The organism is Pseudomonas cerasi (genome assembly GCF_027983475.1).
Lineage (GTDB): Bacteria > Pseudomonadota > Gammaproteobacteria > Pseudomonadales > Pseudomonadaceae > Aquipseudomonas > Aquipseudomonas cerasi.
In genome coordinates this window covers 1,249,211-1,275,501 of record NZ_JAQJVM010000001.1, presented here as the reverse complement: position 1 = coordinate 1,275,501, position 26,291 = coordinate 1,249,211, and the positions used below count along the sequence as shown (strand labels likewise).

Sequence of the window (26,291 nt, the reverse complement as noted above, 5' to 3'; positions counted from 1 at the left end):
CCAACGCTGAGCATTGGCACGAGAGCAACTGCCGGCGACGATTTACTGAAAAATCACCGGTTCTTCAGCACTCGCAGGCGCTTTGCCCGGTTCTGCTATCTCCACCGGTATGCCGTCTTCGGCCGCGACTACATCACGCACCACGTCCCAGTTCATGCGCAGGTTATTGGCCAGGTCGTCACGCTTGAGTAGCGCATTGATCACCGCAGTGTGCTTGTCGACCACCGACGGGTTGCCCAGGTCATCAACCGGCGTGTGCGCTTCCAGGTAAACCTTGCCGCCGCTGATCCCGAACTTGTAAGGCTCGCTGATGATGCGCACCGTCGTACCGACCGGGGCCATGTCGGCCAGTTCCAGCACGTTATTGTTATACATGCGGAAACAACCATGACTGGTGCGCATGCCGATGCCGAACTTCTTGTTCGAGCCGTGGATCAGGTAGCCGGAAAGCCCGAGGCCGAATTTGAACGGCCCCAGCGGGTTGTCCGGACCGGCCGGCACCACGTCTGGCAGCGGATCACCATCGGCCGCATGCTCGGCCTTGATCGAGGCTGGCGGCGTCCAGGTCGGGTTCGGCGTCTTGGCCGTCACCTTGGTCACGCCGATCGGCGACCCCCAGCCTTCACGACCGACACCCAGCGGATAGGTGTGCACGACATTCTGACCCTTGGGGTAGTAATACATGCGGTATTCGGCAAGGTTGATGACAATCCCTTCGCGCGGCCCCGGCGGCAGAATGAAACGGGTCGGCAGCACGATGTCCTTGCCTGCACCCGGCAGCCAGGGATCGACACCAGGGTTGGCGGCGATCATTTCCAGGTAGCCCAGATCATATTGGGTGCCAAGGTCGGCGAAGGTGTCTTCGTATTTGGCCTTGATGACCTGCACCTGCCCCACGATGTCTTCGCCGGGCGGCGGCAACGGAAACTCCAGTGCATGGACAGAGCTCGCCGCGCACAGAGCAGCAAGCGACAGACAGCGGGTAACGGCTGGAATGCGCGACAACATCCGGGAAGATCCTTCGGGTAACGACTAAAGGGATGGAAACAAGAACTGAAGTGTACACCGGCCCTTGCCGGATCGGGGATATCTGCGGTTGCCCTTCGGGCAGTCATGACAGCTAGAGTTCAGGCCAGATCGGATTCATCCCTCTGCGCTGCGCATCCATGATGGCCTTGCACAGGGGACACAGACGCTCATCGCGCATGGCCTGCAGTTCGACGGCGCGCATTTGCGGCTGGGCCGGCAACAACGTGCCACATAATGTACGGTCGATCGAGCCGCCCAGCTCCAATTGGCGAGCGATCAAATGGACGCGCACTTCCTGACAGGCGAACAGATCCAGCTGCTCATCGGGTTCAAGCATTTGATAGGCATACAGGGACCAGGCGGGACGCGGCATGGGGGGCTCCAGATCGGGGGCGCCACATTAGCCGAAAGCCCCCGCCCGGGAAAGCCTCAAAGCAGCGGTTTCAGGCTCGGCCAGACATTTTCCAGCAACTTGCCCTGAGCAGCGGCGGCCGGATGCAGACCATCGGCTTGCATCAGTTCAGGCACCCCGCCTACACCTTCGAGAAAGAATGGCACGAAGGGGACCTTTTTCTCCTTGGCCAGGTTGCTGTAAACCTCTTCAAAGGCCTTGGTGTAGCGTGGCCCGTAGTTGGGCGGGATACGCATGCCCAACAACAGCACTTTGGCACCCGCCGCCTTCGAGCGGTCGATCATCGATGAAAGGTTTTGTTGCAATTGAGCAGGCTGCTGACCGCGCAGGCCATCGTTGCCCCCCAACTCCAGAATAACCAGCTCCGGCTTATGCTCTGCAAGCAGCGCAGGCAAACGCGCCTGGCCGCCTGCACTGGTGTCGCCACTGATCGAGGCATTGACCACCTTGTCGTCGAATCCCTCCTTGCCCAGACGCTGTTCCAGCAGGCTGACCCACCCCACGCGGGTATCCAGCCCGAAAGCCGCACTGATACTATCCCCAACGATCAATACCGTGCCCGCCAACGCGCCCTGTGACAGCAGCAGTAACCCCAGGCCAGCACTTAAAAACAACGCACGCATCGGATTCTCCATGAGTGAAAGTATTCTCAGTGCCCAAAGCCTCAGCAAAGTAGTCCCCAGCACCGAAGGTGACCTGACCATCCTGCACGAACTCTCCCTGGAACTAAACAAGGGCGACACGCTGGCCATCGTCGGCGCCTCCGGTTCGGGCAAATCCACCCTGCTCGGTTTGCTCGCCGGACTGGACCTGCCGAGCGCCGGTTCGGTCATCCTTTCAGGCCGCAATCTCAGCGAGCTGGATGAAGACCAGCGCGCCAGAGTGCGGGCCGAGCACGTCGGGTTCGTGTTTCAGTCGTTCCAGTTGCTCGACAGCCTGAACGCGCTGGAAAACGTCATGCTGCCGATGGAGCTCGAAGGCCGCAAAGACGCCCGCGAAAAAGCCCGCGATCTGCTGCAACGGGTGGGCCTTGGCCAGCGCCTGACCCATACCCCGCGTCAGTTGTCCGGTGGTGAACAGCAACGGGTCGCCATTGCCCGCGCCTTCGCTGCCGACCCCGACGTGCTGTTCGCCGACGAACCCACCGGCAACCTCGACAGCCACACCGGCGAACGTATCAGCGACCTGCTCTTCGAACTGAACAAGGAGCGCAACACCACGCTGGTGCTGGTCACTCACGATGAGCGTCTGGCGCATCGCTGCCGTCGCCTGATCCGTCTTGAAGGGGGCCGACTGGTCGCCCCGCTGGAGCCTTGATGGCACGTTTGCCTTTTGCCCGCCTGCTGAGCCTCGCTGTCCGCCAACTGATGCGCGATGCCCGCGCCGGAGAGTTGCGGGTATTGTTCTTTGCCCTTCTGGTCGCTGTGGCGGCGAGCACCGCCATCGGTTATTTCGGCGCCCGTCTGAACGGCGCGATGTTGCTGCGGGCGACCGAGTTCCTGGGCGCAGATCTGATCCTTGAAGGCTCGAGCCCGGCGCGTGCCGAGCAGGTCGAAGAAGGCAAACGCCTGCAACTCAAGCATGCGCAGATCGTGGTCTTTTCCAGCGTGATCGCGACCGACGCGGGCATCCAGCTGTCGAGCATCAAGGCGGTGGACGACGCTTACCCATTGCGCGGCGAACTGAAAAGCGCCGCAGACCTGTACCAGCCGGAACAGGCTGGCAGCGGCCCGCAACCGGGTGAAGCCTGGGTCGAGGCACGCCTGCTTCCTGCGGTCGACCTGAAGGTGGGAGACGACCTCGACGTCGGCTCCAAAACCTTGAAACTGACCCGCATACTGACTTATGAGCCAGACCGGGCAGGCAACTTCTACAGCCTGACCCCGCGCGTGATGATCAACCTGCAGGACCTTGCCGCCACTGGCGTGGTGCAACCGGGCAGCCGGGTCACCTATCGGGAGATGTGGAGCGGCCCGCCGGAAGCACTGGCGGCCTATCGCAAAGCCATCGAGCCGGGTCTTGAGCCGCATCAGGAAATCAAGGACGCCCGCGATGGCAGCCAGCAGATTGGCGGCGCACTGGGCAAGGCCGAACGTTATTTGAATATGGCCAGTCTGGTTGCCGTCTTACTGGCGGGCGTTGCCGTGGCGCTGTCGGCATCCCGATTCGCTGCACGACGCTTTGATGCCAGCGCCCTGCTACGCTGCCTGGGGCTGTCGCGCGGTGAGGCGATGACCCTGTTCAGCCTGCAACTGGCGATCATCGGCTTGCTGGCCAGCCTGAGTGGTGCCTTGCTGGGTTGGCTTGCACAACTCGGGCTGTTCGCGCTGCTGCAAAATCTGCTTCCGGCAACCGTTCCGCCAGGCGGCGTGCTGCCTGCGCTGGCCGGCATGGGCACCGGGCTGGTAGCACTGGCCGGTTTCGCCCTGCCGCCGCTGGCTGCACTGGGTCGCGTGCCGCCGCTGCGTGTTCTGCGCCGCGACATGCTGCCGATCCCCGCCAGCTCCTGGCTCGTGTATGGCGCGGCGCTGCTTGCGCTGGGCCTGATCATGTGGCGTCTGAGCCTGGATCTGGTGCTGACCTTCGCCCTGCTGGGTGGCGGTATCGTCGCCGCGCTGCTGCTCGGCAGTCTGCTGTTACTGGCGCTCAACAGCCTGCGCCGTCTGCTGTCCGGCGCCTCGCTGCCCTGGCGACTGGGCTTGGGGCAACTGCTGCGTTACCCGCTGGCCGCTGCCGGACAATCACTGGCTTTCGGCCTGATCCTGTTGTCGATGGGCTTGATCGCCCTGCTGCGCGGTGAGCTGCTCGACACCTGGCAAAATCAGCTGCCCAAGGATGCACCGAACTATTTCGTGCTCAACGTACTGCCAGCCGATAAAGAAAACTTCGCCCAGACCCTGAGCAAGCTGTCCACTCACGCTGCGCCCCTTTACCCGGTGGTGCCAGGACGCCTGACCAGCATCAATGGTGAACCGGTCAGTAACTTCGTGACCAAGGATTCGCGCGGTGAAAATGCCACGCGTCGCGACCTGAGCCTGACCTGGGCCGCCGAGCTTCCCGAGGGCAATACCCTGACTGCCGGTAACTGGTGGAAGGCGTTGCCTGACTCCGGGCAACGTGATGCAACGCCCGGTGTCTCGATCGAGGCCAAACTGGCCGACAGCCTGAAAATCAAGCTGGGCGACCGCCTGAGTTTCATTGTCGGCGGACTGACCCGCGAAGCCGTGGTGACCAGCCTCAGGAATGTGAACTGGGATACCTTCCAGCCCAACTTCTTCATGATTTTCCAGCCCGGCACCCTCGCCGACTTGCCGACCACCTACCTGACCAGCTTCTACCTGCCACCCGGCCAGGACAAGCAGATCGTCGAGCTGTCGCGCGCCTACCCGTCCATCAGCATTCTGGGTGTAGAGGCTTTGCTGGCACAGGTACGCAGCATCCTCGATCAGGTCACCCTGGCCGTGCAGTTCGTCCTGCTGTTCGTGCTGGCCGCGGGTATCGCCGTGCTGTTTTCCGGATTGCAGGCCACGCTGGATGAACGCATCCGGCAAGGCGCACTGCTGCGGGCACTGGGCGCAGAGCGAGCACTGCTGATCAAGTCGCGACGCATCGAATTCGGTTTGCTGGGCGCCGCGAGCGGTGTATTGGCGGCACTCGGTTGTGAGCTGGTGAGCTTTGTACTGTACCGCTACGCCTTTTCGCTGGAATGGCAACCGCATCCGTGGCTATTGCTGCTCCCGGTGATCGGTGCCCTGCTGGTCGGCGGTGCCGGTGTATTCGGCACCCGCCGCGCATTGAACGTCAGTCCGCTGACCGTGCTGCGCGAGGGTTGAGGCTACTCACCATCCAGTGGGAGCGAGCTTGCTCGCGAAGAGGTCGGTACAGCCTTCGGAAATAGGGCGTTTGGACCAACGTCTTCGTGAGCAATGCGGATCGCCGCCCCGGTCACTCGCACAGAGATCTGCACCCTGCCTGACGCTACGGTTTTAGCCCCACTCTCCGGGCTCATCAGGAGTTGTGTATAGCGATGAGCGCATGAGAATGGAGGTCCGGGCGCTCTGCGTCCGGCCTCACTTCTCGTAATCAATCGAGTTCACGAACCACAGCTTCTCGCCTTCGGGCGTATTGACCAGCACCTCGTCGCCGACTTCCTTCTTCAGCAAGGCGCGCGCCATGGGCGAGTCGATGGAGATGTAGTCGTTGCGCCCATAGATTTCGTCATAGCCGACAATGCGGAATTTCTTGAGATCGCCCGCTTCGTTTTCGATCTCGACCCAGGCACCGAAGAACACCCGCCCTTCCTGCTCCGGCGAATACTGCACGACACGCATGTCTTCGAGGCGCTTGCGCAGGTAGCGCACGCGTCGGTCTATCTCGCGCAGCAGCTTCTTGTTGTACTGATAATCGGCGTTTTCGCTGCGATCCCCGAGCGATGCCGCCCAGGCGACCTTTTGCGTAATGTCAGGCCGGTGCTCTCGCCACAGGTAGTCGAGCTCTTTCTTCAGGGCTTCATGCCCGTCACGGGTGATGATCTTTGTACTCAAACGGTTTCTCCGGCCCTGCGAAAATCAGTTCGACAGGCGACAAAGACTCAACGTCGCGCCACCTCGTGCTGGATGCAGCCGTCGTAATAGACCTTGGTCACCGCATCAGGCTTGAGCCGCGACTCGCTGTCGTAGGTCTGTTCCGTGATGCGCAATGCCATGGGCCGCATCCATTGTTTGGCAAACTTGCGCGCCTGCAGCTTCTGCCGCGCCCCATAGCGGGTAACGCCAGACAACTTGGAGGCCTGCGCACCGCCCGCAATGGCCGAGCCCCAACGACACAGATAACGCTCGTTTTCCGTCGCGTTTCTGGCCTGTACGGAGAAAGCCAGCCCGGAAAGCGTCAGGCACGCCAGAGCACAATAGACCAAACGCATGCGAAAACCACCTAATCCTTTGATAAGGCGGCGATTTTGCCTGTCCGTTCACACGTCGGGGGCCAGCAATATGCCTTCTATGCCAATTGGCTGACTCAGGCCATTCAACCCAGCGTAATCAAGCCCTGCCGGGCAATGCGGGTCAGGTCACTAATCACCTGCCCGACATCATCTGCCTGCGGCGATTGCACCACGGCGAGGTCGAATTGATCGTCGGCAAAATGGCTCAGCGACTGGTGGGTCTCGACGAACTGAATCAGAAACGCACAGGAACCGCCACGCCGACGGGGCCAGCCGTCGAGATAGCGCAACAGCGTGGGCTGATGGGAGCCGCTGAGAAGGATTTTCGGGTTCTTGCGTGACAAGACCGTGCTGATCGGGGAAAGACGAATGAGGGGGCGCAGGTTGTTCATGGTTGTTTCTCTGCCTCGCAAGATCCGCTGGGCAGCGGTGAGAGGCAACACCGAACCAACGTTTTAGCGGTATTTCGACAAGGTCTCAGCCTTGCCAGGCGCCCCGCAAGTAGTTGTTAAATCGGCGCTTGAGCACGCATCCTAGAGAAACGTCCCATTCATTGTCAATTGCCATTCATGGCGGGTGCCTGCAAACGCGCAAGGCCCGCCACAAGAGCGGGCCTTGCAGAGCAAGCGTAGCCGGTTATCGGGCGATGATACGGTCCAGCGACAACTTGCCTGCACCTTCGATGAGTACCGCCACGGCACCGCCGAGCAGTGCCAGCGCGTACTCGTAGCCGTTTTTGGCCATGAAGAAACCGTTGTGGATGTGAACGGTGAAGATCGCCACCAGCAACAGCAGGATCACCACGACCGCAGCCGGACGAGCCAGCAGCCCCAACAACAGACCCAGGCCGCCAAAGAATTCGGCGCTGCCTGACATCAACGCCATCAGGTAACCCGGCGTCAAGCCCAGGCTTTCCATGTACTGCGCAGTGCCTTCCAGGCCATAACCGCCGAAGGCGCCGAACAATTTCTGGCTGCCGTGCGCGATGAACGCGATACCGACGATGACGCGCAGGACAGTCAGGCCGTAACCGGCGCGAGTGGTAAGGACCGACTTGATCAATGTGTTCATGGGCGACTTTCCGTGAGTGATGAGTGATGAGTGATGAGTGATTAACAACGAGTGGCGCCATGATAATCAAATTCACTCATGTAAAAACCGCAAATAACGGCGCATACAAATCGAATAAATCGATCTTTAGCGTTTTACCGCAGGTTTCGTGCCGCTCTTCTCCAGCGAGTCACGCTCGCGGTCGAAAGCCAGGTAGTACTTGTTCACGCTGTTCACGAACGCAACGACATTGGCACCGCCCTGCTCCATTGCCACACGTTCGGTCTGGAAGAACCACTGGTTGGGGTTCAGCCCGCGACGCCGCGCTTCCTCGCGCATGCCCTGCACGCGCTCGGGCCCCAGGTTATAGGCGGCCATCACGAATGCCATGCGCTCGCGTTCGTTGACGCGGTTACTGGAGAAATACTTGCGCTGGATCAGCGCCATATAGCGCGAGCCGGCACGGATATTGTCGTCAGCGCTCTGGATACTCGGTACGCCAACGCTTTTTGCCGCCGACGGAGTGATCTGCAACAGCCCTGTCGCGCCGCCGCTGCCCTTGGCAGTCGGGTCGAGTCTGGATTCCTTGAACGCGAGGGCAGCCAGGTCCAGCCAGTCCATGCCCTGCGCATCGGCATGGCGCTGCAGCATCGGACGCAGTTGTTCCAGGCGCTGCAGGTTGTTGCGCACCAGAGGGTTGTTGACCTTGTAGGTGTTCTTGTACGCCTTGGCCAACACCTGATCCTGCTGGGCCGAGGGCTTATAGCCTTTGAGGAAATCATCGACACTGGCCCGCAGCTGGGTGGCATTGTCACGCACGAACCAGCTGATATCCCCGTGGGTCTGCAACGTAAGGCCGCGGTCGATGCGCAGTTTGGGCATGATCTTCGCCCAGCGCTCGGCAATCGGCTGCTCGACCAGCGTCATCGGGTAAATCCCGGCCTGGACCATTTCCAGCACATCCTCGACGGCCAGACTGGGGTCGACCCATTCGATTTTTGCCAGGGGCAGCTTGCGCAGCTCCAGTTGTCGATTGACCTGATGCAGGGCTTCGTCGGCCGCACTGCCGGTGGGCAGGCTCAGGGTCTTTCCGGACAATTGCTCCACACGGCGCACACTGCGCTGACCACTAACGCCGACCAGCACCAGAGGCACGTCATGCACGATCGGTGCGCTGGCCTGAATACCCTTGGCGTCGCTGACATCGAGCAGTTCCCCCGGTGCGATCATGTCGCCTTCTCCGCGCTGCAAGGCGGTGAGCAACTGGTTCTTGGCCTTGGGGACGACCTTGATCGTGACCCTCTGCCCCGCTCGGGCATGGCTGTTGAGGTACTGCTCAAAGGCTTGCAGGCGATGGTATTCGATGCCGATTTCCTGGCCCTTGACGTCACCGGAGCTGTTACGGCTCTGATTGACCAGCACGCGCAGCACCTTGCTGCTGCGAATCGCCGGCAAATCGCGCACCTGCACAGTGTGCTGCACCACCTCGGGACCGGTCTGACGAGCAGAAACCTGCAGGGGCAGCAGCGGTAACAGGCACATCAAAGACACAAGCGCGGATCGGATCATTCACTTCCCCAGGGCAATGCCGGAAAAAATCAGGAAAAAGGAAATCTTGAGGTCACGCAGCAGCATCGAACAGCGAAGGAAATCGTTGAACCCTCAGGTTCAATCGCTTGAATACCCAGCGTTTTCTTGTTGTGGCCAGAGCTCTGGTATGCTCGACAGCCTTCAGCTGGAGGTAGCACCATGCAACTCATCGACATCGGCGTCAATCTGACCAACGCAAGCTTCGCCTCGCAGCGACAGGCGGTACTCGACCGCGCCTATGCCGCAGGCGTCCAGCAACTGGTGGTGACCGGCACCAGTGTCGAGGGCAGCGAACAGGCCCTGCAGTTGTGTCACGAGCTGGATGAGAGCGCGCAACGCCTGTTCTGCACGGCGGGTATTCACCCGCATTCGGCGAGCGATTGGACCGGCGACACCGAGAAACAGTTGCATGCCCTGCTCAAGGAAAATCGCGTTCGCGCCGTGGGTGAATGCGGCCTGGATTACAATCGCGATTTCTCGCCTCGCCCTCAGCAGGAAAAGGTCCTCGAAGCGCATCTGGCCATGGCCGTGGAACTGCAATTACCGGTGTTCCTCCACGAACGCGACGCCAACCAGCGGCTGCTGGAAATTCTGCGCGACTACCGCGACCGCCTGCCCGCGGCAGTCGTGCACTGTTTCACCGGTGAGCGCGCCGCGCTGTTCAGTTACCTGGACCTTGATCTGCATATCGGCATCACCGGCTGGATCTGCGACGAACGACGCGGCACCCACCTGCACGCGCTGGTGAGCAACATCCCTCGCGGCCGATTGATGCTGGAAAGCGATGCGCCCTACCTGCTGCCACGCAGCCTGCGTCCCAAGCCGAAAAACGGTCGCAACGAGCCGGCTTACCTGCAGGAAGTCTTGCGCGAAGTCGCCTTGCACCGGGGCGAAACGCAGGAAGACCTCGCACGCCACAGCACAGATTGCGCACGGCAGTTTTTTGCCTTGCCAGTGCTGAAAACAAACCCGGAGGATGAAAATCTGCAGCTTTCTTGACCCGCATCAAGAGTCTCTTCGTTGGCTGAGGCACAGTGATGGCATCTTGCTGCTATCTCAACCGATCACCGAAGAAGACCACTCATGGGCTCATGGCTTGGCAATCTGTCACTGAAATATAAGTTCTGGGCCGTCAACGCGGTCGCTTTCGTCACCACCCTGTTGCTGGTGCTGTACTCCATGCAAACTGAACAACACGCGCGCACGGATGCGTCGCGTCAGGCAGCACAAGCGCAGGCGCGCCTGCTGGCCGCATGGCCCGTCGACGCAGCGCTGCCCTCCAACGATACATTGCTGACTTACCGCCAGGGTCAGACACCGGTCGTCGATGGCCTTGCGCTGCCGGAACTGGCTGACGCCAGCGACTGGGTTGCGCTGAACAAGCCCGCTGGCGATCGATGGCTGAGCGGTGCGCAGATCATCACCCGGGGCGCCGAGCAAAGGATTGCGCTACTGGCATTCACCCCGACCTTCATGCACGTCATGCTGGATCGCTTCACGCACTACGCGATTGCGGTTTTCGTGCTGATGTTATTGATGCTCTGCGCTTCGCAACTGCTGATCCGCTTTCTACTCAGCCAGCTCAACGCGCTCAAGGATGTGATGCTGCATGTGGAAAAAAGCGGCGACCTGGCGGCCCGTGTTCCCAATCGCAGTGACGATGAGGTCGGACAGATGGCCAAGGCCTTTAATGCCATGCAGGCCGGTTATCAGCGAGTGGTCAATACCGTTTCACAAACCGCTGGCCGCCTTGATCAGGGTGCCGCGCACCTGGCGGCGGGCATGAAGGAAGTGCGCCAGGGCATGCTCGGCCAGCAAAGCGAAACCGACCAGGTGGCCACGGCCATCAACGAGATGACCGCTACGGTTCATCACATTGCCCAGCACGCCACGGCTACCCGTGATCAGTCGCAGACCGCCGACGCGCTGGCGGGCAGTGGCAAAGTGGTGGTCGACCGCGTGCAGGTGTCCATCGCAGGGCTGTCCAGCGGCGTGCAGCAGACGGCGGAAATGATCCAGCGCATGGCCGAAGACAGCCAGAAGATCAACGGTGTGGTCAACGTGATCCACAGCATCGCCGAGCAGACCAACCTGCTCGCCCTCAACGCAGCCATCGAAGCCGCACGCGCCGGGGAAATGGGTCGAGGTTTTGCCGTGGTCGCCGACGAGGTACGCAATCTGGCCAAGCGGGTGCAAACCTCCACCGATGAAATCACCACGATGGTCTCGACCCTGCAAAACGGCACCCGCGATGCCGTGGATTTCATGCAGGAGAGCTCGTACAAGGCTGACGAATGCGTGCAGCAGGCGCGGGAAGCCGGTGATGCGCTTGCGGCGATTGCCGGTGCCGTGGCACAGATGCGCGAAAGCAACACGCAGATCGCCGTCGCGGCTCAGCAACAAAGTCAGGTCGCCGAGGAGATGAACCGTGCGGTGGTGAGTATCCGCGATGTCACCGAACGCACGGTGATCCAGACGGTTGACTCGGCCAGCACCAGTGACGAACTGGCCACGCTGGCAGGCGAACTGAATGCCGCCATTGGCCAGCTCAAGCTGTAACAGGCTATCGCCACGATAGACAGGCTTGACTCGTCAGCCATCGGCGCGCGGGCCTATCCTTCAGACATTGAACGACGCTTTACGCGTTACCTGAAGAGGACCGCATCATGAACAAGCCACTTTCCGATCTGCAGTTGAATCAATGGCGTGACAGCAACGATAGTCAGGAGCACTCGACCAGTCTGGCCCTGTACCTGATCGCCGTACCGCTGTTCATTCTGGCGGCCCTGCTGATCCTCAACGGTCTGTTTTCCGAAAGCCTTTCATCGGTTGCCATCGGCGTGATCGGACTGGTGGCGGCGCTGGGTTTTCAGCGCCAGGACGCCGCTCGGGCCGCTCGCAAACCGTGATCCGGTTGCCGGTCAGCCAAACACGGTGACCGTCTGGCGACTGATCGCGATCAGCTCGCCGTCGGGGCTCCACAATGCCGCGGCGGTGTGACCATAGCCATCGCGGGCATGCTCGATGACTGCGCGATAGCTGCACCACTGCAGGGTATCCAGCGACGGCTGGGGCTGGACGAACTCAATGGTCCAGGTCAGTGAACTGCCGGGTGCCGGCTTGTCCAGGTGCGGCAACACCGCAGGCGGCCAGGTGTCCACCAGGGCCAGAATATGCGCTTCGCTCATGGGCGTGGCGTGCGGCTCATCGCGAAAGCGCACGTAGCCGCCTATCGCCGGCGATTGGGTGTTACTGAAAGGCATGCCGCCCAACGCCCAGCGGATGTCCATGAAACGCAGGTAATCAGGCATCACGCCGCTGGCGAACGGTAGCTCCGGGCATTGTTCGACCGGTTTGAGGACCGGCGCGGCCTCTGCGGCAAAGGTGATCATTGATTCTCGAGGGGCACCGAAGCTGCCTTGTATCAGGGTCATTACCTGACCATTCTGCACTGCGCGCCCCAGCACCTGACTGACTGCCTTGCCATGGCGCAGGATGTCGACCTCGAAAGCAATCGGCACCCCGGGCGCCGCCGGCCCGACAAAGGTGATCGCCAGCGAACGAACCGGCCGCCCTTCCGGCACCTGTGCACGCATCGCTTCGTAGGTCAGCGCGGCCATCAGCCCGCCAAAGCAGGCACGCCCCTGAGACCATTCGGCAGGGATCGTGACAGCGCGAGGATCACGACGCAGCGCATCGATCAGTTCAGAAAAGGTCATGTTCACTCCACACGTCAACACACAAGTGGATGGATGATAACCATCCTCTTAGTTATCGACAGGCCGCATAATGGCCATTTTTGCGGCCTGAATGACATGCCTCACGATAAATTACCGGATCAGAAACAGGCCTTGGCCAGGCGTTTGAGCGACGCTTCGGCCTTGCGTTCGGCACCTACTATGCCGATTTGCCAGCCCGGCACGCAGGGGGCCAGATCAGGTTGTTCCGCAGCCTGCGCCAGCCATTGCAGATGATCATGCCAGTCGCCCAGTTCGCCTTGTGCGGATTTGAGCCGGGCTTGCATGTTTTTCGGCTGATGACTGAGTTGCGGATAGGCTTCGGCAGCGTAGCGCACGCGCTTGATCAGCAAACGCAGGTCATGCCGATCGTGTCCCGGCTCAGCGATGGCAACACGCAGCTTGTGCCATTGCTTGTCCATGCGTTTTTCAATGGTCTTGCGCAGACCCCGCAACATGCCCTGGCGCTGTTGCAGACGCAGCATTTCCGGGAACCGGTCAATCAGCTTGAGCAGACGGGTCAGCTCGGACGAGCTGGCGACCTTGGGGCAGGCGGTTTCCAGGTAGCGGTTGCGTGTGAACGCGGCCTCGTTCAAACCCTGCTCTTCAAGAAACCCGGCGAGCACCTGCATGTCACGCAGCGGCGTGGTCAATTGGCCGACCGCCTTGGCCGCCTCTTCCAGCTCTGCCGCACTCGGGTTTTCCCGCAGGGGCCGCAATACGCTGCGCAGACGGCGCACCGTGGTACGTAAATCGTGCAGCGCTTCGCTGTCAGTCGAAACGGCAAGGCGTGCCTGACACGCGAGTAATTTGACATCCAGCGCCAGCACTTCGGCGACCAGATGATCCACCATTGAAGACATGCAATTCCCCTTCGACAAACTGATTCATGAATGCCTGTCCCTGACGGCTGACAACCTCCATGGCAAACCCCGACGCAACGTGCTCAGCGCCTGCCTCAAGCGGCTCGCCGAAGCCAGCCGCCCAGCGTAGCGCTGCGCCTGAAATTCGCGGATGAAACCTTCAATGGCCTCGGCATGCTGCGGAAAGTAGAGTACCGCCCTGCGGCAGAATGCGTCAGCGCCTTCACCCGGCATACGACGCAGACCATGACGGGCGAGCAAGCGTTCAAATGCGTTGAACACGCGCAGCTGCGAGTCGCTTTCGCGTTGCCAGGGTTTGAACAGCCATAACGCCACCAGCCCCAGTGAAAACAGGGTTCCCAGGACGAAAACCGGCGCCTGGAAGCCTGAAAACCAGCGACCGAGAATTTGTAACTGCTGTTGTCCCTGATAGCCCAGTACCCAGCGCTGCCAGCCGTAATTGAGGTTATCCCAACTGAGGCGCAGGGCGTTGACCCAAGCCACGTTACGATAGCGCAACGCTGAATAGGGAGAGTCCTGCAGAAATGCTTCGTCCGCCGCCAGCGCCTGCTCCAGACCTTGCTCGATACGTTGCGGCGCCACGGCGGCAGTCGGGTCGACGCTGCGCCAGCCCACGCCTGGCTGCCAGTATTCCACCCAGGCATGCGCATCGAACTGGCGAACAGTCAGGTACTGCCCGTCGGGGTTCAGCTCACCGCCCTGATACCCGGCCACCACCCGCGCCGGAATGCCTGCCGCGCGCAGGACAAAGGTCATGGCTCCGGCGTAGTGGGCGCAAAAACCCTGACGACTGGCAAACAGGAATTCATCGATGCTGTCATTGCCCAATGGCACCGGTTTGAGGGTGTAGTGAAACGGCTGATCGCTGAAGTAGCCGAGCAGCGCGGCGACCATAGCGTCTGGTGTGGTGTAGCGCCGGCGCAGTTCATCGGCCCATTGCCGCGCCTGATCATTGCCCTTGGCAGGCAGTTGCAGGTCCTGACGCTGGATCTGCTCGCTGGACAGCGGATCACGGACGCTCTGCGGCCATGAGTTGACGGCGTACAACAACGACTGCTCGATGGGGCGTCTGCGCTGCAGGCGGAAGTCGCTCATCTGCCGCACGTCCGGCAACGTGGTTTCTGCCACGTCGAGGCTCGGCAACCAGGGCCGGCCGCTGGCTTCCATGACAACGCTGTAGGCCAGCGGCTCACCGCGTTTCTCCCACTGCGCAATCTGCACGGTCTGGGCACGTGCCGACTGCGACCAGCGACGTCCATCGAACTGCTCAAGGGTCAAACCGCGCCAGTAAAGCTGATTGCGCGCCGGGATAGGCCCTTCAAAACTGGCGCGGAACACCAGCGCAGGCGATTTGCTCAGTTCCGCCATGTCGCCGGGTGCCATGTTGTCCGACAGGCCGGTGACGCCTTTGTTACTCGGCTGCGGCAGCGACCAGAGCGGGTCCAGGCGCGGAAAGAATAGAAACAGCAGGAGCATCAATGGCAGTGCCTGCGCCATCAGCTTGAACGCCAGCTTGAGCGTGTCCGCCGACCTGCCGGCCAGGTCTGTGTGTTGCAGGCCGATCAACGCAGCCAGCAGCGCGCTGACCGGCAGCAGACTGAAGAGCGCCCACAGCAGGTTGTCTTCGAACAGATAGCCAACCGCCACGCAGAAGAAACCGAGGAAAATCAGCACGCGCGCGTCACGGCGACTGTTCATTTCCAGCATTTTCAGAACGAATGCAGCCACCAGTAACGCAGCCCCGGCATCCAGCCCGACCAGGCTGCCGCGCGCCAGATAAACGCCACCTGCGGTGCCCACCAACAGCCCGGACTTGACCCAGGTGCCAGGCAAGCGCACGCGCATCCGGAACGCCTGCACGCGCCACACCGTACAGCCGAGCCAGAGGATCGTGATTGACACCGGCACATGCAGCGCGAACGGCAACACCACCAGTGCCTGCGCCACCAAGAGCCAGGTGAGGCTGACGCGCGGAATGGGCGCGGATTGAACTGTCTTGACCTTGTCGTTCATGATCGATGGCCGTACAGCGCAAGGGCGCGCAGACAGACTTCGCGGTGTGCATCGCCGCTGTCCACCGCCGACAAAAAGCCCGGTAACCGCAGGGCAAACGGCTGCTGCCGCTGCGACAGCTCCAGCACCCAGTAACACAGGCGCGACAGGCGCTCTTCGATATCGCCGCCCAGCGCCATGAAGTCCAGGCACAGGTCATGGCCACTGAGGTCGGTGAAATCCTTGATCAGCAGCCCCTGCCCGCGGGAATAGGCTTTCCAGTGCAAGCGACTGCGATTGTCACCCGGCTGGTAACTGCGCAAGCCCTGATAATCATCGACACCGGCCCCTTGGGTGGCATGGCCATCGTCCTCGGCATGCGGCTGCACGCCCTTGAGCAGCGGCATGGTCCCGGACAAGGGTCGAGGGTAGATCAAGGCGCTCTGCTCCAGGTCTAGCCAGCTCCAGGCGCGAAAGATACCCAGCGGAAACACACTCTCGATGCGCAGCCTTGGCGCACGCAGCCAGCCGCGCTTTTCGGCGGGCAGAGTCAGTTCCAGGTCGGTCAGCCCACGGGGCTGCACGTCGCCTGACTGCAATGCTGTCGCACTCCAGCCCAATCCCAATGCCTGGTGGGCCTGCCCGGCACTTTCCAGGCGCAGGCGCAATTGCACCGGCTCGCCGACGAATACCGAACGCGCCACGCCCGCACTCAGAACCAGACCGCTGATGTTGCGGTAGGTGTGCAGGATGGCCAGCACGCCTATCGACAGCAATAGAAAGGTCAACCCGTAGGCCAGGCTGTTCTGATAATTGATCGCCACCAGCAGCATAAGCACCAGCACTAGCGCGTAAATCATGCCGGTGCGTGTCGGCATGATGAAAATGCGCCGGTGGTCGAGGGTAATGCGTGACGCTGGAGGAATTCGCCTCGACAGCCAGCGTTGCCAGAGCGGTTTGAGCGGTTCGATCAAAGCACGGGCACCTCGCGCAACAGCCATTGAACCAGCGCACCGCCGCCATGCCCGGTCGGATCGCTGCGTTCACGCAAACGGTGTCCGATAACCGATGGCAGCACCGCCTGCACGTCTTCGGGAATCACGTACTCCCGCCCCAGCAACATCGCCCAGGCCCGTGCTGCGGCCAGAATCGCCAGGCTCGCCCTGGGTGAAAGTCCGTACGCGAACTGCGGCTGACTGCGCGTCGCCTCGACCAGTCGCAGGACATAATCAACCAGCGCGTCACTGGCACGCACCTGCCGCGCCTGCGCCTGGAGCTGGCCAAGCAGGGCGTGATCCAGAATCGGTTGCAGACGCGGCAACAGCTCGCGGCGCGACTCGCCCAGCAGCAGGGCTTTCTCTGCGGCTCTGGCCGGGTAGCCCATGGAAATGCGCATCATGAACCTGTCCAGTTGCGACTCGGGCAACGCAAAAGTGCCGCCGGAACTGAACGGGTTCTGGGTCGCGATCACAAAGAACGGATCGGGCAACAGACGCGTCGCGCCTTCGATGGACACCTGCCCTTCTTCCATCGCTTCCAGCAACGCGCTCTGGCTCTTGGGCGTGGCGCGGTTGATCTCGTCGGCAAGCACCAGCTCGGCGAAAATCGGACCGGGATGAAAGGTGAACTGCCCACTGTCCCGATCAAATATCGAAGTCCCCAGGATGTCACCTGGCAGCAGGTCAGAAGTGAACTGAATACGCTGATAACTCAGGCCGAGAATTTTCGCCAGCGCATGACTGAGGGTCGTCTTGCCCATCCCCGGCAAGTCCTCGATCAACAAATGCCCGCCGCCGACCAGACACGTCATCGCCAACCGTACCTGCGCCTCCTTGCCCAGCACCACCTCATTGATCGCGCTCAGGCACGCATCGAGTTTTCTACCCATCGAAAGCCCCTTCCGGCAACTGCTTCATGACTGTGGGACTGCAAGCGATGCCAGTGTCCGAACACTTTAAAGTGAGCGTAGGCCGTTTCGCCAGAGTTGGTTAGGCTTACCGTCTCGCCAGACTGAAAGATTTGTGACGCAGAGCGTCACCAACGGCATTCCACGCGGAGCGTGAGGAACGATAGCCATCAGCTCCCGGGCCGTGCCTTTAGCCAAATGGCCTAAAATGCTTTTCGAGCGCGATGGCACAGACGACGCAGAGTACGACGTCAGTGACAGGGCAAAGGAACCCGACGAAGTCGGACCGGAAACGGAGCTTGGGGGTTTGCTTACTAAGTGAGTCGCCGAGGGGCGAAAAGGCGACTTGAGCCAGATGGAGAAGTCACTGAAACCACAGAACAGCTGCGTGACGCAGAGCGTCACGAACTGCATGCCAACGCATTGGCACGATAGTCATTGTCCAGACGCCCCATTTTCAGGGGCTTTAATAGCCTCTTCGCGAGCAAGCTCGCTCCCACGGCCTTCGGCCAGAATCAAGAGCAGACCTGTGTATCGTCAGGTATCAACGGCCAGCGCGGGACTCGCGGATGTAGAAGCGGGCTTTCTCGGACTTCTCGGTGCAGCCTTCAAACGCCTCGAACTGCTGCTGAGTCTTGGCACCCGTCAGCAGCGACAAGGCCTTGGAGTAACTGACCGTTCCGGCGAAGCCTTCAGCCTTGGCCAGATCAAGCTCATGCCAGGCAGCGTCGAGCTGAGTGGCACAGCTGTCGCGATATCCAGTCTTGCCAGCACAACCTGCAAGAACCAAAACAAGCAATGGCAGACAGATAAGGGCTTTCATGCGGGTGTTACCTCAGAGTGAACAGGGAGTGTGCGGCTTTGACGGTGCGGGGCAGTAAAAGTGCCGCAGCACGGGGCTATGCTCGCTTTTTTCATCTAGTGATCAGCCAGCAGACGATACCCTATTCCAGGCTCGGTGAGGATGAACCGCGGAGCGGTCGGATCGTCCGCCAGCTTCTGCCGCAAATGCCCCACCACGATACGCAGATAATGACTGTCTTCGGTGTGCGTGGGCCCCCAGATATCCTTGAGCAACTGCTGCTGGGTAATGACCCGCCCGGGATGCCGCGCCAACTGCGCCAGCACCGCGTATTCCTTGCGGGTCAGCGCCACTTCCTGGCCGTCGAGCAGCACACGCCGATAGGCCAGGTCCACGGTAAGCGGCCCGAACTCAAGCGCAGACTCGGGCTTTTCGCTGCCCGACGCCTGCCTGAGCAGCGCCCTGATTCGGGCCAGAAACTCCTGAATGCCAAACGGCTTGGTCACGTAATCGTTGGCGCCGGCGTCCAGCGCCTGAACTTTCTGAGCCTCGCTGGCGCGCACCGAGAGCACCAGCACCGGCACTCCCGACCACTCGCGAAACTCACTCAGCACCTGCTGGCCGTCCATATCCGGCAACCCAAGGTCGAGCACCAGCAAATCCGGTTTGTTCAGGGCAGCTTGAGTCAGGCCCTCAGCGCCAGTGGCGGCTTCCAGCACCTTGTAGCCCTGCGAAACCAGACTGATGCGCAGGAACTTGCGAATCTGCGGCTCATCATCGATGACCAGAATGGTGGTCGCCTGGCTCAAGCGGATTCCTCCAGTTCTACGTCCGGCTGCGCCTGCAGCGGCAGAAACAGCGTGATGCGCGTGCCCAGCCCGTCAATGCCGTCCTCGACCGTGAGCCGTCCACCGTGTGCGCCGATCATGCCCTGACAAATCGCCAGTCCCAACCCTGTGCCCTGCCCGCCCCGATCGCCGCGCGCGGCGGTGTAGAACATGTCGAAAATCTTCGCTCGCTCATCCTCGGGAATGCCCGGGCCTTCGTCACTGACCGAGAAAAACAGTTCACTGTCGACCACACCGGCTGCTACCTGCAAGCGCCCGTCGACGGGTGAAAAGCGCGCAGCGTTCTCAAGCACATTGACCAGCGCCTGCTCGATCAGCGCCGCGTGCACATACAGCAGCGGCAGCTCGCCGGTCACCTGGGTGCTGACCTGCAAGGGCGCCAGTACGGCACGCAGCCGGTTGAGCGCGCTGCCGACGATATCGGCGGGCGACACCCAGTCGCGGGCGAGCTTGAGAGCGCCATGCCCCAGACGCGTCATGTCGAGCAGGTTCTGGATATAGCGGTCCAGGCGCTCGGCTTCGTCACGGGTACCCTCCAGCAGCTCGCGGCGATCCTCCAGTGGAATGGCTTCGCCCAGAGCCAGCAGGCTGTCGATGCTGCCGCGCATCGAGGTCAGCGGGGTACGCAGGTCGTGGGACACCGAAGCCAGCAAGGCGCTGCGCAATTGCTCGGTTTCGCCGTGCAGACGCGCCGCCTCGAGTTCCTGAGCCAATTGCGCACGGGCCAGTGCCTGCGCCAGTGGCTGGGTAAGCGCGGCCAGCAGACGTCGATGCTGCGCGGTAAACGACTGGCCTTCTCGCGCGCAGACTCCCAATAGAGCCAACGGCCCTTCTTCTGCGGTGATCGGCCACCACCACCAGCGCCCGGATGGCAAGGTGCCGGTGCCGCTGCCCGCGGGTTGATCGTGCTGCCAGGCCCAATCGGCAGCAGCGCGCTCGGGCTCCGAAAACGTCAGTGGCCCACCGGTTTCGACCACCCAACCGCCCTGCCCGTCGCGATCGACCAGGCACAGATGCAGTTCCTTCCAGCCGGAAAAATGCTGTTCGGCGGCGGCGAGCACCGCCTTGCGATCCGTGGCGGCGGTCATCTTGCGCGACAGGTCGAGCAGCTCGCTGGTCTGTTCCTGGGTATCGCGCAACGCCTGCAACTGCCTGCGCTGGCGCGCCGCGAGCTTGCCGGTCAAGGCCGACATCAACAGGAAGAACAACAGCGTCAGCACGTCTTCTTCGCGCTGGATGTTCAGGGAAAAACTCGGCGGAATGAACAGAAAGTCATAGGCCAGGAACGATAACCCGGCACAGGCGAGCGCTGGGCCCATGCTGCTGCGCACGGCGACCAGCAATACCGCAGCAAGAAAGATCAGGGATATGTTGGGCAGCGCCAGCACGCCTGCAACGCCCCAGGCGACCAGACTGGCGATCAGCGTGGCGACGAAGGCCAGACCGTAATCGAACCACACCACTTCGTGAGCCGGACGGGCACGCGGCGGCTGATCAGGCAGTTCCTCGCTGTCGTCGAGCACCGAGATTTCCAGCCCGTGCCCTTCGCGCAATAAGCGTGCCGCGACGCCGCCACCAAACACGCGACGCCGCCAATGCCGTCGCGACTGGCCGACCAGCACCACGCTGGCGCGCCGTTCGATGGCATGCTGCACCAGCGTTCGGGCGACCTCCCCGGCGCGCAGCGAAACCGCCTCGCCACCGAGCCGCTCGGCCAGTTGTTGGGCGCTTTGCAGACGCGCGCGAGACTGCTCGTCGAGGGTTTGCCCGTCGTCCACATGCACGGCGCTCCACGGCAGATGGCGACGCTGGGCAACCCGACTGGCGTGACGCACCAGACGCTCTGCATGGATATCACCGTCGATGCCCACCAGCATCCGCCCACGAACTGCCGGGGCCGACTGGCCCAATTGCCGGTAGCCCTGCGCCAGATCGTTATCGACCTGGGCAGCCGCCGTCTGCATGGCCATTTCACGCAGTGCAGTGAGGTTGGTCTGGGTGAAGAATGCGTCGATGGCCGCGCGTGCCTGCTCAGGCACGTAGACCTTGCCGTCGCGCAGGCGCTCCAGCAGTTCGCGGGGCGGCAGGTCGATCAGCACCAGATCAAAGGCTTCCTGCAACACCCAGTCCGGCAGCGTTTCGCGCACCTGCACGCCGGTGATGCCGCGCACCTGGTCATTCAGGCTTTCCAGGTGCTGGACGTTGACGGTGGTGTACACATCGATGCCGGCCGCCAGCAGTTCCTGAATATCCTGCCAGCGTTTCGCGTGGCGACTGCCGGGCGCGTTGGTGTGCGCCAGTTCGTCGACCAGTACCAGGCTCGGCGCAGCCTTGAGCAGCGCGTCGAGGTCCATTTCTTCGAGGGTCATGCCGCGATACTCAGTGCGCAGCAAGGGCTGTTGCGGCAGACCGTTGAGCAGCGCCTCGGTTTCTGCGCGGCCGTGGGTTTCGACCACACCCGCCAGCACCTTCACGCCTTGGCGCAGCTGCGCGTGAGCCGCCTGGAGCATCGCGTAGGTCTTGCCGACGCCTGGCGCGGCACCCAGAAACACCTTCAGCCGCCCGCGCCCCTCGCGGGGCAACTGGGCCAGCAGTGCGTCAGCTCGACCGGAATCACTCACGTTGGTTACCACCCTCTTTCTGATCAGCTACAGCTTAGTGAATCTGCTGCGTACAAGGCGTACTTTGTTACAACTGCGCGTTGCGCGGTGCAGACGGTAACTGATTCAGGCTCATATTCAAGGCCAATACGTTGACCACGGGTGGGCCGATCAGCGGACGCTGGGTATTGGCGTCGATCAGCGCCTGAACCTTGTCCAACGGCAACTGGCGCGCCGCTGCAACACGACCGGCCTGCCAGGCAACCGCTTCAGGCGAGAGGTGCGGGTCCAGTCCGCTGCCGGAGGTGGTCAGCAAGGCCATTGGTATCGGTTCCTGAGAAGCGTTGGCCAGTTTCGCAGCGTCCTCTTTCACGCGAGTCGCCAGCGCCGGATTGCTCGGGGCAAAGTTACTCGCGCCGCTGGCCACGGTCGCGAATGCGCCCGCCGAAGGACGCGACTGGAACCACTCATCGCCGGTGAACGACTGGGCGATCAGCGTCGAGCCGCGCACCTTGCCCGACGCGTCATACACCAGGCTGCCGTTGGCCTGCGCCGGAAACGCCACTTGCGCAACCCCGGTGACCACCAGTGGATAGGCCACGCCGGTGATCAGGCTCATCAACACGATCAGGCTCAAGGCCGGACGCAATACATTGGACATCTGCACATCCTCAATCAGGTGAGGCTGCACGCCGACCGGCATGCAGCACAGGCTTCAAACAAGGCCGAGTGCGACCAGCAGCATGTCGATCAGCTTGATGCCGAGAAACGGCACAACGATGCCGCCCAGGCCATAGATCAGCAGGTTGCGACGCAGCAAGTGAGCGGCGCTGGCCGCCTGCACACGCACGCCACGCAGGGCCAGCGGAATCAGTACGACGATGATCAGCGCGTTGAAAACGATGGCCGAGACAATCGCGCTCTGCGGGCTGGCCAGTTTCATGACGTTGAGCACGCCCAGTTGCGGGTAGATCGAGGCAAACAGTGCGGGCAGTACCGCGAAGTACTTGGCCACGTCGTTGGCAATCGAAAAGGTGGTCAGCGCACCGCGGGTAACCAGCAGTTCCTTGCCGATCTGCACCACGTCCAGCAACTTGGTCGGGTCGCTGTCGAGGTCAACCATGTTGGCCGCTTCGCGCGCCGCCTGGGTGCCGTCATTCATCGCCATGCCGACGTCCGCCTGCGCCAGTGCAGGTGCATCGTTGGCACCGTCGCCACACATCGCCACCAGACGCCCTTCGCCCTGCTCCTGGCGAATGCGCTCCAGTTTTTTCTCCGGCGTGGCTTCGGCCAGCACGTCGTCGACACCGGCCTCGGCAGCAATCGCTGCGGCAGTCAGCGGGTTGTCGCCGGTGACCATCACGGTACGGATACCCAGTTTGCGCAGCTCTTCGAAGCGTTCGCGAATACCTGGCTTGACCACATCCTTGAGATGGATCGCGCCCAACAACCGACCGTTGGCGCAGACCAGCAGCGGTGTGCCACCGGTCTTGGCAATTTTGTCGACCTCACGGGCCAGTGCAGGCGGCAGCTCGCTGCGCTGCATGTTGATGAAAGCCAGCAGCGAATCCACCGCGCCCTTGCGATACACGTGGCCCTGATAATCAACGCCGGACAGACGTGTGTCAGCGCTGAACGGCACGGCCGTCACCGAGCTCAGGGTCGGCTCGTTCATCGGGTGCAGGTTGCGCAGAAACTCGACGATGGATTTGCCTTCTGCCGTATCGTCGGCCAGCGAGGCCAGCAAAGCACCCTCGCCCAGCTCCTTGGGCGTCACACCCGGTGCAGCGTAGACAGCAGCGCAGCGACGGTTGCCAAAGGTGATGGTGCCGGTCTTGTCAAGCAGCAGCACATGCACATCGCCCGCGGCTTCCACGGCGCGACCGGACTTGGCAATCACATTGAGGCGCACCAGGCGGTCCATACCGGCAATGCCGATGGCCGACAGCAAACCACCAATGGTGGTGGGAATCAGCGTGACCAGCAGCGCCACGAGAAATACCAGCGGCAGGCTGCCACCGGCGAAGTGGGCGAACGGCTGCAAGGTGATGACCACCAACAGGAAGATCAGGGTCAGGCCGATCAGCAGAATATCCAACGCGACTTCGTTGGGGGTCTTCTGCCGTTTGGCGCCTTCGACCAGCGCGATCATGCGGTCCAGCGTCGATTCGCCGGGGTTGGCGCTGATGCGTATCAGCAGCCAGTCGGACACCAGCCGGGTATTGCCGGTCACGGCCGAGCGGTCACCACCGGATTCGCGGATCACTGGCGCAGATTCGCCGGTAATCGCGGCCTCGTTGACGGCCGCGATGCCCTCGATGACTTCGCCGTCACCGGGAATCATTTCGCCGATCTCGACCCGCACCACGTCGCCCTTGCGCAACTCGCTGGCATTGATGATGCGCAGGCTGCCGTTGTCGTCCCTGATACGAGCCTTGAGCCCTTCGCTGCCCGCCTTGAGGCTGTCGGCGCGCGCCTTGCCACGGCCTTCGGCCAGCGCTTCGGCGAAGTTGGCGAACAACACGGTGAACCACAGCCACAGAGCGATCTGCACGCAGACCGAAGTCGGCACCTGCGGGTTGGGGATCACGCACAGCACGGTGGTCAGAATGGCGGTCAGTTCCACCACCAGCATGACTGGTGAACGCTTGAGCTGACGCGGGTCGAGCTTGACGAACGCCTGCACCAGCGCCGGACGCCACAGGGCCGCGATTCCGGTTTTTGCCGATTCGGCGGCCTGCGATTCAGTAGATTTCGCAGCAGCATTTTTTGCAGGATTAATAGGTAAGTTCATGATCGGTTCCTCAGAAACCCAGGCTCAGGTGTTCGGCAATCGGCCCCAGTGCCAGGGTAGGCAGGAAGGTCAAGCCACCCACCAGCAGAATCGTGACGGTCAGCAGGGTGACGAACAGCAAGCCGTGGGTCGGGAAGCTGTTCTGGCCCTGCGGCGCGGTCTTCTTCATGGCCAGGCTACCGGCCAGGGCCAGCACCGGCAGGATGTAACCGAAGCGGCCGATGAAAATCGCCAGGCTGAGCATCAGGTTGTGGAACACGGTGTTGGCACTGAAACCGCCGAACGCCGAGCCGTTGTTGGCCGTGGCCGAGGTATAGGCGTACAGCAACTGACTGAAACCGTGTGCGCCAGGGTTGCTGATCGCACCGGCCGGGCCTGGCAGGCTGGCAGCAATCGCGCCCAGCACCAGCACGCCCACCGGCATCACCAGCAAGGTGGCGACCAGCAGTCGGACTTCCTGCGCTTGCAGCTTCTTGCCCAGGTATTCCGGGGTACGGCCAATCATCAGACCTGCGAGGAACACAGCGATCAGTACGTTGAGCAGCATGCCGTTGAGGCCGACACCGACGCCGCCGAAGATCACTTCGCCAACCATCATGTTGACCAGCGCGACCATGCCGGTCAGCGGGTTGAGGCTGTCATGCATGCCATTGACCGAGCCGTTGGAAGCCGCAGTGGTAGCGACTGACCACAGCACCGTACCGGTGGTGCCGAATCGGGTTTCCTTGCCTTCCAGCGGTGCGGTCTGTTCGACACCGGCGATGTTCAGTGCCGGGTTGGGCTGGTACTCGGCCCACAGCGAGACCGCGCCGCCGATCAACAGCAGCGCCAGCATGCAGCCGAGAATCGCGCGGCTCTGGCGCATGTCCTTGACGTAGTGACCAAAGGTGAACACCAGTGCAGCCGGGATCAGCAGGATCGATACCAGCTCGAACAGGTTACTCCAGGCAGTGGGGTTCTCGAACGGATGCGCCGAGTTGACGCCGAAGAAGCCGCCGCCATTGGTGCCCAGTTGCTTGATCGATATCTGACTGGCCGCAGGGCCCATCGGCAGGCTCTGGTCAGCGCCTTGCAGGGTCAGTGCGTCGATGTAGTGGCCAAAGTTCTGTGGCACGCCCTGCCAGACCAGAAACACCGCCAGCACGATACTGATCGGCAACAGGCCGTAGAGCGTGGCGCGGGTCATGTCGGCCCAGAAGTTACCCAGGCTCTGCGACGAGCGACGGCTGATACCGCGACACAGCGCGACCAGCACTGCCAGGCCGGTCGCGGCGCTGACGAAGTTCTGCACGGTCAGGCCGACCATCTGGCTCAGGTAGCTGAGCGACGCTTCGCCGCTGTAGGCCTGCCAGTTGGTGTTGGTGATAAAGCTCATCGCCGTGTTGAAGGCCAGCGACCACTCCATGCCCGGCAATTGCTGCGGGTTGAGCGGCAGCATGCCTTGCAGCATGAGGATGGCGAACAGCACGACAAAGCCCGCCAGGTTGAACGCCATCAACGCCCAGGCGTATTGCTTCCAGGACTGTTCGGTTTTCGGGTCGACGCCGGAAATCCGGTAGCAGGCGCGCTCGACCGGCCCCAGCACCGGGCTCAGCCAGGTGCGCTCGCCTTCCATGACCCGGTAATAGAAACGTCCCAGCCACGGCGCGGGGGCCAGCAGCAGGACCAGAAAGGCCAGGATCAACAGATAATCGTAACTGTGCAT

General features: G+C 61.9%; 24 protein-coding genes. 5 read left to right on the top strand and 19 right to left on the bottom strand.

Annotation, left to right across the window (positions count from 1 at the left end; all coding sequences use genetic code 11):
• Positions 1-42: 42 nt before the first annotated feature.
• The 3 genes from PI739_RS05420 to PI739_RS05410 all read right to left on the bottom strand — a co-directional run bounded on the left by PI739_RS05420 (position 43) and on the right by PI739_RS05410 (position 2,064).
• Entirely contained in the window at positions 43-1,008 is a 966-nt protein-coding gene (locus PI739_RS05420; RefSeq protein WP_003433060.1) for a L,D-transpeptidase family protein, read from the bottom strand.
• A gap of 112 nt (positions 1,009-1,120) precedes the next feature.
• Positions 1,121-1,402, bottom strand: coding sequence for a hypothetical protein (locus PI739_RS05415; protein WP_003315714.1), 282 nt, complete (start codon positions 1,400-1,402; stop codon positions 1,121-1,123).
• A 56-nt stretch (positions 1,403-1,458) separates the two neighbouring features.
• A complete protein-coding gene (locus PI739_RS05410; protein ID WP_054081879.1) occupies positions 1,459-2,064 on the bottom strand; it encodes an arylesterase in 606 nt (201 codons plus the stop codon).
• Between the two features lie 10 nt (positions 2,065-2,074).
• On the opposite strand from PI739_RS05410, the gene PI739_RS05405 reads away from it, so the two are divergent.
• A complete protein-coding gene (locus PI739_RS05405) occupies positions 2,075-2,758 on the top strand; it encodes an ABC transporter ATP-binding protein (protein WP_003366807.1) in 684 nt (227 codons plus the stop codon).
• Positions 2,758-5,274, top strand: a complete 2,517-nt coding sequence (locus PI739_RS05400; protein ID WP_054081880.1) for an ABC transporter permease — start codon at positions 2,758-2,760, stop codon at positions 5,272-5,274. The genes PI739_RS05405 and PI739_RS05400 overlap by 1 nt, the downstream gene beginning before the upstream one ends.
• A gap of 237 nt (positions 5,275-5,511) precedes the next feature.
• Here the strand turns inward: PI739_RS05400 and greB are convergent, their stop codons facing one another.
• From greB to PI739_RS05375, 5 genes are all read right to left on the bottom strand, one after another.
• Positions 5,512-5,985, bottom strand: coding sequence for a transcription elongation factor GreB (greB, locus tag PI739_RS05395; RefSeq protein ID WP_003316622.1), 474 nt, complete (start codon positions 5,983-5,985; stop codon positions 5,512-5,514).
• A 47-nt stretch (positions 5,986-6,032) separates the two neighbouring features.
• Entirely contained in the window at positions 6,033-6,362 is a 330-nt protein-coding gene (locus PI739_RS05390; RefSeq protein ID WP_003316621.1) for a hypothetical protein, read from the bottom strand.
• A 104-nt stretch (positions 6,363-6,466) separates the two neighbouring features.
• On the bottom strand, positions 6,467-6,775 hold the full coding sequence (locus PI739_RS05385) for a hypothetical protein (protein WP_003366800.1): 309 nt from the start codon (positions 6,773-6,775) through the stop codon (positions 6,467-6,469).
• Between the two features lie 244 nt (positions 6,776-7,019).
• Positions 7,020-7,454 carry a DoxX family protein gene (locus PI739_RS05380; protein WP_003366798.1) on the bottom strand — a complete coding sequence of 145 codons (435 nt, stop codon included), beginning with the start codon at positions 7,452-7,454 and terminating at the stop codon, positions 7,020-7,022.
• A gap of 126 nt (positions 7,455-7,580) precedes the next feature.
• Complete coding sequence (locus tag PI739_RS05375) at positions 7,581-9,002, bottom strand: MltF family protein (protein ID WP_054081881.1); 1,422 nt, start codon at positions 9,000-9,002, stop codon at positions 7,581-7,583.
• Positions 9,003-9,182: 180 nt separating this feature from the next.
• Between PI739_RS05375 and PI739_RS05370 the strand changes: the two genes are divergently transcribed.
• From PI739_RS05370 to PI739_RS05360, 3 genes are all read left to right on the top strand, one after another.
• Positions 9,183-10,022 (top strand): TatD family hydrolase, encoded by an 840-nt coding sequence (locus tag PI739_RS05370; RefSeq protein ID WP_054081882.1) that lies wholly within the window; start codon positions 9,183-9,185, stop codon positions 10,020-10,022.
• Between the two features lie 84 nt (positions 10,023-10,106).
• Positions 10,107-11,582, top strand: coding sequence for a methyl-accepting chemotaxis protein (locus PI739_RS05365; RefSeq protein WP_054081883.1), 1,476 nt, complete (start codon positions 10,107-10,109; stop codon positions 11,580-11,582).
• Positions 11,583-11,689: 107 nt separating this feature from the next.
• On the top strand, positions 11,690-11,932 hold the full coding sequence (locus tag PI739_RS05360) for a hypothetical protein (protein WP_003366791.1): 243 nt from the start codon (positions 11,690-11,692) through the stop codon (positions 11,930-11,932).
• A gap of 12 nt (positions 11,933-11,944) precedes the next feature.
• On the opposite strand, the gene PI739_RS05355 is transcribed toward PI739_RS05360, so the two are convergent.
• The 11 genes from PI739_RS05355 to kdpA form a co-directional block, all read right to left on the bottom strand.
• Positions 11,945-12,742: an acyl-CoA thioesterase gene (locus PI739_RS05355; RefSeq protein ID WP_054081884.1), complete on the bottom strand. Its 798-nt coding sequence runs from the start codon at positions 12,740-12,742 to the stop codon at positions 11,945-11,947.
• A 119-nt stretch (positions 12,743-12,861) separates the two neighbouring features.
• Entirely contained in the window at positions 12,862-13,623 is a 762-nt protein-coding gene (locus PI739_RS05350; RefSeq protein WP_063613797.1) for a CHAD domain-containing protein, read from the bottom strand.
• Between the two features lie 24 nt (positions 13,624-13,647).
• A complete protein-coding gene (locus tag PI739_RS05345; protein ID WP_003433068.1) occupies positions 13,648-15,657 on the bottom strand; it encodes a transglutaminase TgpA family protein in 2,010 nt (669 codons plus the stop codon).
• On the bottom strand, positions 15,654-16,637 hold the full coding sequence (locus PI739_RS05340; protein WP_032609408.1) for a DUF58 domain-containing protein: 984 nt from the start codon (positions 16,635-16,637) through the stop codon (positions 15,654-15,656). The genes PI739_RS05345 and PI739_RS05340 overlap by 4 nt, the downstream gene beginning before the upstream one ends.
• A complete protein-coding gene (locus tag PI739_RS05335; protein ID WP_003433070.1) occupies positions 16,607-17,524 on the bottom strand; it encodes an AAA family ATPase in 918 nt (305 codons plus the stop codon). Before PI739_RS05335 ends, PI739_RS05340 begins: the two co-directional genes overlap by 31 nt.
• A 562-nt stretch (positions 17,525-18,086) precedes the next feature.
• Positions 18,087-18,365, bottom strand: coding sequence for a lipoprotein (locus PI739_RS05330; RefSeq protein WP_003316607.1), 279 nt, complete (start codon positions 18,363-18,365; stop codon positions 18,087-18,089).
• Between the two features lie 95 nt (positions 18,366-18,460).
• Complete coding sequence (locus tag PI739_RS05325) at positions 18,461-19,153, bottom strand: response regulator (RefSeq protein WP_003366785.1); 693 nt, start codon at positions 19,151-19,153, stop codon at positions 18,461-18,463.
• Positions 19,150-21,813 carry a DUF4118 domain-containing protein gene (locus tag PI739_RS05320; RefSeq protein WP_044308249.1) on the bottom strand — a complete coding sequence of 888 codons (2,664 nt, stop codon included), beginning with the start codon at positions 21,811-21,813 and terminating at the stop codon, positions 19,150-19,152. The genes PI739_RS05325 and PI739_RS05320 overlap by 4 nt, the downstream gene beginning before the upstream one ends.
• Before the next feature lie 67 nt (positions 21,814-21,880).
• On the bottom strand, positions 21,881-22,453 hold the full coding sequence (kdpC, locus tag PI739_RS05315) for a potassium-transporting ATPase subunit KdpC (RefSeq protein WP_032609430.1): 573 nt from the start codon (positions 22,451-22,453) through the stop codon (positions 21,881-21,883).
• Between the two features lie 54 nt (positions 22,454-22,507).
• Positions 22,508-24,586: a potassium-transporting ATPase subunit KdpB gene (gene kdpB / locus PI739_RS05310; protein WP_054081885.1), complete on the bottom strand. Its 2,079-nt coding sequence runs from the start codon at positions 24,584-24,586 to the stop codon at positions 22,508-22,510.
• A gap of 10 nt (positions 24,587-24,596) precedes the next feature.
• Positions 24,597-26,291, bottom strand: a complete 1,695-nt coding sequence (kdpA, locus tag PI739_RS05305; protein WP_003433073.1) for a potassium-transporting ATPase subunit KdpA — start codon at positions 26,289-26,291, stop codon at positions 24,597-24,599.